Below are 12,670 nucleotides of genomic sequence, written 5' to 3' on the forward strand. Positions count from 1 at the left end.
TAAATGTTGGCGAGAAATCTTTACATAAAAAAGCGGCCTATGGGAATGCACATTATTATGAGCATGCAACATAGGCCGCTAGTGTTTTTTAGGTTAAGAAGATTGAGTTTTAAAACTCTACCGCTAACCGTGCATAAATTTGACGCCCACGGGGGTCATGCACTTTTGAATCGAAACCACTGTTAGTAAACAACTGAGGAGGATCTTCATCAAACAAGTTCAATCCACCTACAGTGACAACATAACTTTGTTCCGTCTCAAATAGCGAGCCTAAGTCGATATTGTACTGAGCGTCTACAGTGACATGGCTGTCTACTTCGTATAAGCCATTTGTACATGCACCTAAGTTCGTGGTGCCATCTGCGCAGTTTTGGTCATCATCATACGACGAGATGTAACGAACAAATAAGTTAGCGGCATGAACGTCGTTTTTCCATGCCAGCCCAAAGTTCATTCTTAGCTCTGGTGAAGAAACCCCGATATTATTGAAGTTTCTGCGCCCTGCCCCATCAATATTACCCGCTTGTGGATCCATCAGGTCATATTTCATGGTGTAGGTACCGTTCAACGACGGCGTGAAACTACCAAACTCAGTGTCAATCTTGTAACTAGTCACAAAATCGATACCCGAGGTTTCCATCTCACTTGCATTCACGTAAGTATTGTTAACTTGTAACACAGGACCATTTAACGGGTCGCCAGCACGAATAATGCGGTCTGTATCGGTAGGGTCAAGATTTAATACTGCTTGCGCATTTTCCTGAATGATTAAATCTTTAAACTCAAAGTTCCAGTAATCAAGCTCTATAGAGAAATCTCTGAAGGGCTCGTATGAAAAACCAATATTATATGCGGTAGATTCTTCTGGTTTTAGATCTTCGTTACCTGATGTTCTCACCGCAACAAACGCTGTAGCACCTTGTACAGGGTCGATGAGTTGCTGTAATGACGTTGCCCCACCTTGTGCTAAGAACACAGTAGGTGCTCTAAACGATGTAGACACCGAACCCCGTAGTGAAAACTCATCGGTAGCGCGATAGGACACAGCGAGTTTAGGGTCAACAGTGCTACCTATGCTACCGCCGTAATCTTCATAACGTACCGCTAGTTGCACATCTAAATCGTCACTCAATGGTAGAGCTAGCTCACCAAACGCGGCCCAAACATCTTGGCTACCATCAATATCGGGGTTACCAATAACAAATGTAAAGCTATCTTGGTTAGCCAAATCATCATAGTCTTGGCTCAACTGCTCTTCACGATATTGCACACCTACTGCTAATGCAGCAAAACCACTGCTCATTTCAAAGATATCGAATGAAGTAAAGGCTTCGAACACTTCAAGATCAGCTTTTGAATCTATAATTTCAGTGCCGGTGAATGAATCAACCACGTAATCTGAGTTAGGTGCTGACGTATAGGAAGTAGCAAAAGGATTAAAGAATTCACAATTTCCTTCGCCCGGTGTTCCCGCAATAGGATCACATGCCGAGCCTCCTAAACCATACAAGGCAAGCTGGAACTCTGTGTTTAGTACATCAGGTACTTTGAACAAGAAATCATTCACTGCACGGGTATAACTTACTTCCCAGAAACCGCTATCAGTCACACCTTGTAAATTAGTGCTAAATCTAAAAGTGTCTGATTCTGTGTTTGCCGGATCGCCGTCGAAGCCATTCCCTTCAGCACGGCCAAAGAAGGCAACAGACTGACCGAATGGATTTTGGGGGTGGTAATCAGGAACAATTGGTGATGTTAGAATAGGGAAACTTGGCGCCCCGCCACGTTCAGCGCGGTTACGCGCCATACTAAGCTCAGCTGTCCATGTAATATCATTAGCAAACTCATAGTCTGCTCTTACATAGGAATTAATTCGACTTTCATCGGCAACATAAGAATAGAACTTACCAAAATCGAAGCCGCAGAAACCAACTTCTAATCCTGGAATTGTGCCACTAGGGGCAAGTAAGTTAGGTGCACCACCAAACTCCTCACACCCGTAAGGGTCGATAATAGGTAATGGTCCAGCGCCAGGAATAGTCACAAAGTATGATGCAGGGTTACCTAACGCACTGGTGTCATCTTGAGGGCGACTTAGACGTCGGTCACTGAGAAATAACGGTGAACGGTTTGTGTAGCTTATAGCTGCTAGTACGCTACCATTGTCGCCTGTTGCTCCCCATAAACCTTGGAATATATATTCTTTGTTATCACCATGGGCGCCGTCTTGATAATCAACACTGACCATCGCACCATCGTAATTACGTTTGGTAATGAAGTTAACCACCCCTGCAACCGCATCAGAACCGTATAAGGCTGATGCACCATCTTTTACGACTTCCATTCTATCAATGGCAATCATAGGCACGAGTGAACTTGTATCTACGAAGTTTAAGCCTTCGTTAGTAGGTTGCGCAGTCACAACTTGGCGTTTGTTGTTTAACAATACTAAGGTAGATGCAACACCTAACCCACGTAAGTTAATGTTTGAGGTGCCGGCTGTGGCGTTTTGTGTAAAGGCATCAGGGTTGTTCTCTGCGCCAGTATTAATCGTTAATGTTTGAGTAATATCCGCTATATTTTTTGCACCAATTGAATCGATAGCAACGCTGTCTACTACCGCTAACGGTGAAGGTGACTCAAAGTTCTCACTGCGACGAACAAAGCTTCCTGTAACAAGAATTAACTCTACATCTTTTTTACTTTTAGATTCAGCTTCAACTTCTTCGTTAGCATCTTGCGCATAGGCTAAAAAAGGAGAACAAAATAAGGCAGAACTGACTAAGGCAGCTACTGCAGTCTTACGCGTTTTAAATTTCATAGTGTGATTCCAAATCTGGGCGCATCACTACCGGCAAAACCCACACTCTCCGCTAGCAACAGGCTGGACGATTTCTCATTGTTATTGTGAAAGGTCAATGAACAATCTTTGACCTGCAATATTGATGTTAAGCGCCATCACATACTTTGTAAATTTATTGTGAATAATATATTTACATTAATTTTACACATGGTCAGACCACATAAACTTTTGTCTAACATCTATAAAATTCATTTAGTTATTGCGTAGTTATTTCCCACTCTTGTATTTTTTTCTTATCAATCATTCACTCCCAAAAACGTTTAATTTAGTTTTCACCCATTAAAACAGTGCCTTACAGAAAAAATGTTACGGAATAGATCTTGAATAGTCACTGCATATTGTTTGATAAATGAAAGAGTTCTATGGATTTTCCGAATATTGATGACGTTTACCAACTGATAAACCAGAAGCTTGAGGGTTGGATCGAGAGCGGAATTAAGCACTTACCCAACTTTGTAGTAGCGATATTAATTGCTATTGTTTTCGGCATATTGGCAAAAGTAGTCGGAAATATTGTCGGAAAGGTCATGCGAAGGGCATTTGAATCTCGTCAAATTGCTAAATTACTGACTTCTATTATCAAGTCTCTCATTATTGTTTTCGGTATTTTCATCGCTTTGGATTTTGTTGGCCTTAAGGGTACGGTGACATCTTTACTGGCCGGTGCGGGTATTGTGGGTTTGGCCATCGGCTTTGCATTTCAAGATATGACGGAAAACCTTATTGCGGGAATTGCGATGGGTATTCGTAAGCCCTTCGAAATTGGCGATGTGGTAGAAGCTGAGGGTGTTTTTGGAACAGTAGAAGAAATCAATTTACGAAACACCTTGGTAGCAACCTTTTATGGTCAACGTGAAATCATTCCCAACAAAATCCTATTTAGAAATATTTTAACTAACTATTCAGTTGAAGGGATTAGGCGTATAGAAGTTCCCGTGGGTATTTCTTACGCCGATGACGTGGAAAAAGCGGCCGAAGTCATCACTGATGCAATGAATGAAAAAGATTACGTTATTAAGAAAGAAGAAACTGCGGTTTACGCAGCGTCATTTGGTGACTCAAGTATCAATCTATTGCTTTGGTTTTGGATACGTTACCCAGGCGATCCCGGCTTTATGGTAGTGCGCCACGAAGCGATATGTACTGTTAAACGTGTATTGGAAGAAAACGATATCTTAATTCCCTTCCCTATTCGTACTTTGGATTTTAATTCCAAGGGAAGCGATAACCTTAACAATATGCTTGAAAAGCAAGAGACCACATCAAAAACCGAATCTAACCCTACTCGCAGCTCTGGCGATCAACCAGGTGCGGATAGCGAAGCAAGTGATGAGTGAAGCAACCAAAAAACATTGATTATTAAACCAGGAGATATGCCATGAAAAAGTCAGTTTTGTCGTCATTTTTAACATCGAAATTACTTAGAGGTAGTTTCACAGCTCTGTTGTTTTCATCTGTTGTGGTAGGTATGAATGGCTGTGCAACGGTAGAAGGTGCTGGAGAAGATATTCAAAGCGCTGGTGAAGCGATTGAAGAAGGTGCTGAAGACGCATCTAATTAATTTCACAGGAATATTGTATTTAGGCCACGCTGTAGACGCCTATAGTCGTGGCTTACAATACAGATGCTTAATGCCAGTTAACGTCTTTCTATCGCTGGAATTTCAATATAGGCATCTGGATCTGACGCCTTTAACGCTTCCAGTTTACTCTTTCTTTTTGCTCTTTCGTCAATAGTTTCTCCAAAAACCTATAAGTGTAACTCAGCGATAAGCGCCTGCCCTTCGCCTTTGCTTATTACCCCAAGAAGCTCGCCTGCATGCATAAACCCTTGAACTCGGTGTTTATCTGCATCTACGTTTTTTCCCTCTTTACTTGCGTTGTATAAACTAACAAGCTGAGTAGTACAAGCCTCTATAAACTTAGTCGTTTCTTCTTCGTTGTTCATCGCAGCGCTCCTTACTATTAATTCGTTATTGCCTCTAGATTAGCTTTCAGTTGCCTGTCTAGTTAGCGTCCCTTGCCTAGAGTTTACCTATTTAAGTCATCAAAGTGGAATGACTAATTTATCTGTTGTATGCGCATTGCAACTAAAGTTCATTTGTAAGGTTTCAATATCTTACCTACGATTTAAGGCGTGTTAGAAGCGTTTTTCTATTCATACACCATCAATTTATAAAGAGTAGTGAGCACACCATGCGAGTACAAATAGCTATAGGATTGATTACAGCCTTGGCATTTGCCCCCACTGTTGCTGCAAAAGGAAATGCTCATCATTGGCAAACGTCACCTCATCATCTTTCCGCCCTTGTAGGCACAACATATACAGAAGAGTGCGGTAACGCGTTTACCCTAGGTATTGATTATGAATATCGTATCAGCGACTTCTTGGGGCTTGGCTTCGTGGCCGAATATGCATTTGAAGATTTAGACGCCTACACCTATTTACTGGTTGCGGACCTTCACATTACTAACCACTTTATCGCCCAGATTGGCCCTGGGGTAGAATTTCACGGTAGCCATAAAATGGAAGTTGCACGGTTAGGTTTATTATATGAGTTTGAGATATCTGGCATTACGGTCTCGCCGCAACTGCACTACGACTATCATAGAAATCACGAAAGCGCGGTGGTTGCCGGTCTTGCAATTGGTATGTCTTTTTAACGATTTGAAGATGAAAACACAAAAAGAAAGATAAAAGATTTGCACTAATTTAATGCATTTGTTTAGCATTGAATCAAACGATCTCCCTGCTTACTTCTTCGCAGCCTTGCACTGACACGCCTTTTAAGAAAACCACAAACATGCCGCGACAGCCCGTGCTGAAAGGTCTATGGCAATAACAACCCACGACTGTGCAGATAATAGTTAACCCCGATACTCTTAATTACTTTCTAGGTTCAATTAAGTAAATTTGGCTGGAACGTTATTTGCTGCATATATAAGTGTATATATTCACGCATTGCTTTTAGACAGTTGAAGTGTGAATGACTTCGTTGCGTATTTGTATGTTATTGGTCAAGGGAAAGCCATGCCAGAAGTTAACTTTGCAGGCTTACTGTTAGTGCCTGAATTAGTTATCACCGTTACTGTGATACTTGCGAACCTTTTCATGTTCTTAACTAAGCGAATCTTTCTACGAAAGTTTTTGTCGCTTACCGATCGCACTTCACATTTCTACGATTCGTTACTGGCGCACTCTTTAAACCTGCCCCTCACTATCCTTATTTTCGTCATCGATATTTGGATTTTAAACTGGCTGTTCGATAAGTACGATATTGTAAACGCGTCCTATGCGACCTCTATTTCCCTTGCGTCGAAAATATTACTGATCACTGCCGCGATTTTTTTCTTAAATCGTTTTGCTGTTGGATTACTTGCCAATCAAACACAGCGCTCAGATTCACTTCGAAGTAGCACGGGCATTATTAAAGGTATAGTGAAAGGCCTTATCGTAGGCATTGGTATATTAATTATGTTGGGTACGTTAGGCATTTCAATTACCCCCATTATCGCGTCGTTAGGTATCACATCGCTGGCCGTTGCGCTTGCCCTTCAACCCACTTTGGAAAACTTCTTTTCAGGGGTACAACTGGTTATGGACAAGCCTATTAGAGTAGGCGACTTCATTGAACTAGAGAGCAAAGAACAAGGTTTTGTAGAGCGTATTGGTTGGCGCTCCACATGGATAAAAATGTTACCCAATAACACTATTATTGTGCCAAATAGTGTATTAGCGGAATCAAAAATAATTAATTATTTCTACCCGAGTAAAGAGTTATCAGTACCGGTCGATGTAGGTGTACATTATAACTCTGATCTTGAGCACGTAGAAAAGGTCACCCTTGAGGTCGCCAAAGAAATATTGGTTTCTCACGAATGGGGAATAGACGATTACGATACCTTCGTGGTGTACCACACCTTTGATAATTCCAGCATCAATTTCACGGTGATGTTAAGAGCAAAAGAGTACTTCCACCGCTTCTTCATAAAATCAGCGTTTATAAAGGCATTACATAAGCGATATGCCGCAGAAGGGATTATTATTCCCTATCCGATACGCGCCATTAATACCGACCAAGAGAGCCCGCGTATTGATGTTCAAACTACCAACATCCCCAACAACGCTAACGAGCCTCCTAGCCGGTAGAGTACAAATATAGAGTACTCACAGCTACTTTCTTACTCGCTAGGTTGCATTACTGCCAACATGAGAAAAGTCCCCACCAGTGCTGGTTTGCCTGACGAGGCCAGCACGCAACTTGATTCCATTTTAAATAGCTTTCCAGCGGGTTTATTGACAACTTCTACCAATTTGAAGTGATATTTTATTGCATCACCTGATTTCACCGGCTCTAAAAAACGTAATGAATCGATACCATAGTTTATGGTTGATGCAATTTTGTCAGATGCTGCAAGTACACCTTCAAAGGCCTTAGGCATAACCGACGCGGTTAGAAAGCCATGCGCAATAGTAGTTCTAAATGGGCTTTCTTTTTTACACCGTTCAGTATCAAGGTGTATCCACTGATAGTCACCCGTAGCTTCAGCGAATTGATTAATCATGTCTTGCGAAATGGTGAGCCATTCAGCTTGTTCAAGGGTTTCCCCAACTTCTAAGTCGATGAGAGTTTTCATAATTTTTGACCAATGGTAGTTAATTTAAGACGAACAGTACTATTGATGTATTGAATGTTTCAATTAACTTTTAATAATAGGTATTTATAAATAACCTTGTTACAATAAGGTAAAAATAATATTAACCCAAAGAATTCGCCGGTAACTTTTTGGTATTTTCATACTGGCACTCGCCAGACAAGGATTGCGCAATGAATCTTAATAGAATTGATTTAAACCTTTTCGCCGTATTCGACGCCATATATACAGCGGGAAGCCTAACAAAAGCAGCTGATGTATTGTGTATTACACAGCCTGCGGTGAGTAATTCACTGGCTCGCTTGCGGGAAATGTTGAATGACCCTTTGTTCGTAAGAACTGGTCATAGCATGACACCCACCCCTGTTGCACAGAATATTATTGTACCTGCGAGACAAGCCTTAGCCTTGCTAAGAAAAAGCGTGCAAGAGAGTCATACGTTTGACCCTTTAACGGCAGAAAAGGCATTTAATTTTGCTAGCAGAGACTTACTAGAAGTTAGCATTATGCCAAGACTGGTGTCGCGGTTACAAAACCTAGCGCCCAATATTAGCCTAACTAATTACGAGATCCCTCGTAGTCAGATAGTATCTGCGATGGCCAGCGGCACCTTGGATTTCTTCGCCGACGCGTCTACATTCAGCGATCCGCATTTATGCAAAGAGAAAATAGCGCAAGATAGATTTGTGGTGTTAGCACGAAAGAATCACCCGGCTTTAAAGAACGGTTTAGATTTAGACACCTTTTTACGCTTAGGTCACATTAATGTGTCGCAACGTAAATCAGGTGCAGGCCCTATTGATGTAGCGCTAGATAGAATGGGTAAACGCCGTAAAGAAGTTATGCGAAGCCAACACTTTCTAACTGTGCCCAGCACAATTGTGAAAACCGACCTTATAGCTTGTTTGCCATTTCATTTGGCAAAGCATTACGACTTAGCCATTTATGAATTACCTTTCGACCTACCTACCGTCGAGTATTTCTTATATTGGCACGTGAGTGCAGATCACGATTACGCCCATATGTGGATGCGTGAGCAGATTATGGAAGTGTCGAGCCACTTTAAAAGCCACTAACGTTTACTCATTATTCTCCAAGGCACACCTCTTTTAGTGGTGTGCCTTTTTTTTGCGCCTCTCTTTTCAACGCCACTTAGATATTAAACTATATACCTTAGTATTAGACCCAGGCTTTCTAACCTCAATTATTTTGCGTTTAATAGAACCCAACGAACGAACATACTTTTAAATTAAACCGAGGAATTGACCATGTTGAAAATCGTTAAAACTTCGCTAGTTATCGCAGCAACTTTGGGTGTATCTGGCATGGCGCAAGCCAACGTAAACGAAGCATTAGCAAACATTTGTACTATCGTACAAGCAGATGATAAAGGTGAGCTACGCAAGAAAATGCGTTCTGTAGAATCAGATTACCGCCTTAAACTAAAAGATTATTATTCAGGTGTTAGCTGTAGCGGCAACAGCCTGATACGTACAGCAATGCTAAGCAACGCTGTAGAAGCAGGTTCACTGCTAGTTAAGAAGATGCCAAAGAGTGATTTATCAGCACCAGAAACTGACGGTAAAACGTTGCAAGCATGGGTTTCTGAAAATGGCTTGGAAGGTAACGAAATTGCCACAGTCCTGAACGGACGCTTATAACAGCCTTGAGCGGAAGATTATAAATAGCCTTGAGCGGACGTTTATAAACAGCCTTGAGCTGTAGTTAAAGAATTCACATACCATGTGAAAAGATTCAACATGGTTGCAGAGTAATCTGCACTTAAAGAGGCGACCACAAGGTCGCCTCTTTTCTTTGTATCTACTAGACGAGCGCTGGCTCGCTTGGAGCACTTGTTAGCGATTTAGCTATTTCTAAAATAGACTCACCGCTATAAATTCGGCTCAAGTAACCTTGATATACAGGCGTGAAGCCTGCTTCATCACTTAAATCACCGAAAACACTGGTCACTTTCAAGAAAGACAAAGCATCATCTTGGTAACGTGAAGCAGCGTTGTGCAATTCATCAGCAAGTTGATCTTGAATAACAAGCGGCGTACCTTTTTGCGACGTGCGTTTATCTGAATAGAAACTCCACGCTGCAAGTATTAGGGCACTAATATCAACTTTTCCACCATTTGCTAAGTTCTCACGAATGGTAGGTAACAAAAACACAGGAATTTTTGCTGAGCTTTCCAAACAAATTCTGGACAGTGAATCTTTAATGTACGGATTTGCAAATCGTGCTAGTAAAATATTTTTGTAATCGTGAACATCAATACCTGCAACCGGATCTAGGGTTGGCATTACTTCATCTACCATGAAGGTGGCTAGCAGAGAACGAAGTTCTGTTTGGGCTACACTTTCATGAATTGTATCAAGATCGGCAAGTGAACCCGTTAACCCCAACACAGAGTGACCCGCGTTAAGCATTCTCAACTTCAATTTTTCGTAAGGTGCCACATTATCAACAAACTGTGCGCCAACATCTTCAAACGCGGGGCGCTCATTACAGAACTTATCAGCAATAATCCATTGATCGAACGGTTCGCATACTACAGGCCAGGCGTCCTCTATACCTGATTCAACTAATGCTGCTTTGTCTTCATCGGTTGTCGCTGGCGTAATTCGATCGACCATTGAATTAGGAAAGCTTACGTTTTCCTCAACCCAATTAGCAAAATCGGTATCCGCAAGACGAATATAAGACAGCAACATGGCTTTGAGTACATCACCATTATGTTGAATGTTATCGCACGACATCACAGTAAAAGGTGCAAGACCCATTTTTTTACGCTTTTTAAGCGCAGCCGTTAAATAACCGAAAACTAATTTTGGTGATTCTGGGTTCGCTAAGTCATGCTGTACATCAGGGTTTTGTGAAATAAATTCACCGGTAGTGGGGTCGAAGTTATACCCACCTTCCGTGATAGTCAGCGAAACAATTTTAATTGCCTCGGACGCCATTTTATCAATGATGGCCATGGGGCTATCGCCCGCAATCAAAAAGTCGGTAAGGGCACCAATAACACGGGCTTTACGTTCACCATTTGCGTGCTTTTCTACCAATGTATAAAGGTAGTCTTGCTCTTTTAATAGTGATTGCATATGGCGGTCGGCTTCACGCAGCCCTACCCCACAAATACCCCATGACGTGTCACCTGTTACGTTCATATACGCATCTACGTACATGGCTTCGTGGGCACGGTGGAAGCCGCCCACGCCAACATGAACAATACCGGCTTCTACACGAGATACATCGTACTGAGGTACAGCGATGCTCTCATCAAGAGAAGATAACGCAGTACGGTTCAAACGCATATTAGTTGCTGGTTGCATAAAAAACCTCTATTTCGCAAGTGCTTTGTGGCGACGCATTGACCAGTAAGCAGTAGTAAAGTAAATAATTGTGCATACGAAAGCCAAGTTAAAGAACAGTTCTCTGTTACTCTCGTAATTGGCTACATCTGGGCTTAACGAGAAGGCATTAATGGCTAATAACGTCGTCACCAATAAGCTACCCCAAGACACAACTTGCAGTAATTTCGATAACATTGAAGTGTCTATTGCGGGGGTTGGAAGCTCGGCGGCTTGACGCTCCTGCTGCACTTCAACTTCTTTATCGAACGCATCCATTTCTGCTTTTTCTTCAACGTATTGGCGTTTTGCACCATATTTTGCTGCCAACAGGGTGTAGACAACAATGGTGAATATCCACGTTGGAATAAACAGATAGTAGAAAGAAATAATATCTAATGCGTTAAGACCAAAACCAAATACAAGCCCTAATCCCCAGGTCGCTACCGCAGGTGTACTGTGCGTTAAGTTTTGGAAATGTGCCCAATAGCGTGTGTAACCAATACGTGGGAAGATGACGTGTTCAGCGAATACAATGCCGCCAACAGGAACGACTAATAGTCCAGCATAAGTTAATAAAGGAAGTAGTTTAGTAAATACGAATGGGAAACACGCGATAACAACGGTAACCATGCCTACTGTGGCGGTGGTTTTAATTCGAGATTTATCTTTAAAAATAGCCTGCGCTGCTAAGCCTGCACGGTACAAGTTAGCATTCGCAGTAGTCCAACCAGCAACGATAACAATGACCAAGCCAGATAAACCTAGCGCGTGGAATGCAACGTCACCTGGATCTAATTCTGTAATAGATTTTTGAACGATGATAGCAGTACCTGCGCCCATAATACCGGCAGAAATCCATGCTACATAATGACCAAAAAGCATACCCGCTGACGTAGTAAGACCGTATACTTTACGCTTTGCAAAACGAAGCATAGCCATATCAATCAAGCCAAAATGGGTGATGGTGTTGGCAGCCCAAGAGAAACCAATAACTTCAAGTAAGCCAATGCCCTGTTCACCAGAGGGGGTTAAACCCGTCCATACCGACACAGAGCCTATGTGCATAAAGTCAGCCCAACTTGTTAAGAATGTTTGACCAATCACTGCGTCAGCCAATGCTGGCATAAGCACTAATGGACCACACACAAACATAGTGAATAACCATGGTGCACAAATACGCGAAAAGTCAGACACCGCGTTGAAGCCGTACATGGCAACAAACACCACGATAACGCCAACCGCTGCAACAACACCTACAAACGCAAGGTTCGTTGGATACCAATCAAGTTGGGCGGGAATATTCAATGCGAATCTGACCGCTGTCGCTGATACGGTTATCATCGCGGCAGATATGACGGTAAATATGATGACGTTGGCCCAGTTATAGAGCTTCGTCATCGAATCACCTGCAATTTTGTGCAAGTAAGTATATAAACTTAGGCGTGTATCTACGGCGATGGGCGTAGTGATTAGCGTCCAACTAAGTACCGCTAATATGTTACCGATAAGTAAACCAAACAGAATGTCGGTCATGGTTGCGCCTAGGGCAACAAAGGTAGCACCAAACACAAACTCGGTGGCTGCAACGTGCTCACCAGCATAAAGTCCCATGAAGTGCTTCCAGCCCTTCAATTGGTGTTTAGCAACTGGGAGTTGCTCGTCACCTATCTGTGCAATGTCGACATTGCTTGAATCTGTTTTCATTTTCTATCTCGCTACTTTATTCACCGCTTTGGTAAGACCGCTGCGCATTCTACTGCTAGGTACCAAAACTACACTTGTTATGAATATT

11 protein-coding genes are annotated in these 12,670 nt (G+C 42.2%); 6 read left to right on the plus strand and 5 right to left on the minus strand.

What is annotated here, in order from left to right; all coding sequences use genetic code 11:
* Positions 1-109 precede the first annotated feature (109 nt).
* Complete coding sequence (locus J8L84_RS12975; RefSeq protein WP_211071058.1) at positions 110-2,821, minus strand: TonB-dependent receptor; 2,712 nt, start codon at positions 2,819-2,821, stop codon at positions 110-112.
* Positions 2,822-3,225: 404 nt separating this feature from the next.
* On the opposite strand from J8L84_RS12975, the gene J8L84_RS12980 reads away from it, so the two are divergent.
* Together J8L84_RS12980 and J8L84_RS12985 are read left to right on the plus strand one after the other, a co-directional pair.
* Positions 3,226-4,200, plus strand: a complete 975-nt coding sequence (locus J8L84_RS12980; RefSeq protein WP_211071059.1) for a mechanosensitive ion channel — start codon at positions 3,226-3,228, stop codon at positions 4,198-4,200.
* Between the two features lie 41 nt (positions 4,201-4,241).
* On the plus strand, positions 4,242-4,424 hold the full coding sequence (locus tag J8L84_RS12985; protein ID WP_211071060.1) for an entericidin A/B family lipoprotein: 183 nt from the start codon (positions 4,242-4,244) through the stop codon (positions 4,422-4,424).
* Between the two features lie 188 nt (positions 4,425-4,612).
* On the opposite strand, the gene J8L84_RS20470 is transcribed toward J8L84_RS12985, so the two are convergent.
* Positions 4,613-4,810, minus strand: coding sequence for a hypothetical protein (locus J8L84_RS20470; protein ID WP_247670764.1), 198 nt, complete (start codon positions 4,808-4,810; stop codon positions 4,613-4,615).
* A 248-nt stretch (positions 4,811-5,058) separates the two neighbouring features.
* On the opposite strand from J8L84_RS20470, the gene J8L84_RS12995 reads away from it, so the two are divergent.
* Together J8L84_RS12995 and J8L84_RS13000 are read left to right on the plus strand one after the other, a co-directional pair.
* Complete coding sequence (locus tag J8L84_RS12995; RefSeq protein WP_211071061.1) at positions 5,059-5,526, plus strand: hypothetical protein; 468 nt, start codon at positions 5,059-5,061, stop codon at positions 5,524-5,526.
* 367 nt (positions 5,527-5,893) lie between these two features.
* Complete coding sequence (locus tag J8L84_RS13000; protein ID WP_211071108.1) at positions 5,894-7,012, plus strand: mechanosensitive ion channel family protein; 1,119 nt, start codon at positions 5,894-5,896, stop codon at positions 7,010-7,012.
* A 32-nt stretch (positions 7,013-7,044) separates the two neighbouring features.
* Here the strand turns inward: J8L84_RS13000 and J8L84_RS13005 are convergent, their stop codons facing one another.
* Positions 7,045-7,500 carry a MaoC family dehydratase gene (locus tag J8L84_RS13005; protein WP_211071062.1) on the minus strand — a complete coding sequence of 152 codons (456 nt, stop codon included), beginning with the start codon at positions 7,498-7,500 and terminating at the stop codon, positions 7,045-7,047.
* A gap of 191 nt (positions 7,501-7,691) precedes the next feature.
* Between J8L84_RS13005 and J8L84_RS13010 the strand changes: the two genes are divergently transcribed.
* On the plus strand, positions 7,692-8,594 hold the full coding sequence (locus J8L84_RS13010) for a LysR family transcriptional regulator (RefSeq protein WP_013783800.1): 903 nt from the start codon (positions 7,692-7,694) through the stop codon (positions 8,592-8,594).
* Positions 8,595-8,786: 192 nt separating this feature from the next.
* Positions 8,787-9,179 carry a DUF3718 domain-containing protein gene (locus tag J8L84_RS13015; protein WP_211071063.1) on the plus strand — a complete coding sequence of 131 codons (393 nt, stop codon included), beginning with the start codon at positions 8,787-8,789 and terminating at the stop codon, positions 9,177-9,179.
* Between the two features lie 163 nt (positions 9,180-9,342).
* On the opposite strand, the gene J8L84_RS13020 is transcribed toward J8L84_RS13015, so the two are convergent.
* A complete protein-coding gene (locus J8L84_RS13020) occupies positions 9,343-10,857 on the minus strand; it encodes a mannitol dehydrogenase family protein (protein WP_211071064.1) in 1,515 nt (504 codons plus the stop codon).
* Between the two features lie 9 nt (positions 10,858-10,866).
* Entirely contained in the window at positions 10,867-12,582 is a 1,716-nt protein-coding gene (locus tag J8L84_RS13025) for a hypothetical protein (RefSeq protein ID WP_211071065.1), read from the minus strand.
* Positions 12,583-12,670: the final 88 nt, after the last annotated feature.

It is taken from the genome of Alteromonas sp. MMG017 (assembly GCF_018100795.1).
Classification (GTDB): Bacteria; Pseudomonadota; Gammaproteobacteria; order Enterobacterales; family Alteromonadaceae; genus Alteromonas.

Excerpts from the sequence above, each read along its gene's own strand:
- J8L84_RS12975 (WP_211071058.1), bottom strand. The coding sequence starts at position 2,821 with ATGAAATTTAAAACGCGTAAGACTGCAGTAGCTGCCTTAGTCAGTTCT.
- J8L84_RS12980 (WP_211071059.1), top strand. The coding sequence starts at position 3,226 with ATGGATTTTCCGAATATTGATGACGTTTACCAACTGATAAACCAGAAG.
- J8L84_RS12985 (WP_211071060.1), top strand. The coding sequence starts at position 4,242 with ATGAAAAAGTCAGTTTTGTCGTCATTTTTAACATCGAAATTACTTAGA.
- J8L84_RS20470 (WP_247670764.1), bottom strand. The coding sequence starts at position 4,810 with ATGAACAACGAAGAAGAAACGACTAAGTTTATAGAGGCTTGTACTACT.
- J8L84_RS12995 (WP_211071061.1), top strand. The coding sequence starts at position 5,059 with ATGCGAGTACAAATAGCTATAGGATTGATTACAGCCTTGGCATTTGCC.
- J8L84_RS13000 (WP_211071108.1), top strand. The coding sequence starts at position 5,894 with ATGCCAGAAGTTAACTTTGCAGGCTTACTGTTAGTGCCTGAATTAGTT.
- J8L84_RS13005 (WP_211071062.1), bottom strand. The coding sequence starts at position 7,500 with ATGAAAACTCTCATCGACTTAGAAGTTGGGGAAACCCTTGAACAAGCT.
- J8L84_RS13010 (WP_013783800.1), top strand. The coding sequence starts at position 7,692 with ATGAATCTTAATAGAATTGATTTAAACCTTTTCGCCGTATTCGACGCC.
- J8L84_RS13015 (WP_211071063.1), top strand. The coding sequence starts at position 8,787 with ATGTTGAAAATCGTTAAAACTTCGCTAGTTATCGCAGCAACTTTGGGT.
- J8L84_RS13020 (WP_211071064.1), bottom strand. The coding sequence starts at position 10,857 with ATGCAACCAGCAACTAATATGCGTTTGAACCGTACTGCGTTATCTTCT.
- J8L84_RS13025 (WP_211071065.1), bottom strand. The coding sequence starts at position 12,582 with ATGAAAACAGATTCAAGCAATGTCGACATTGCACAGATAGGTGACGAG.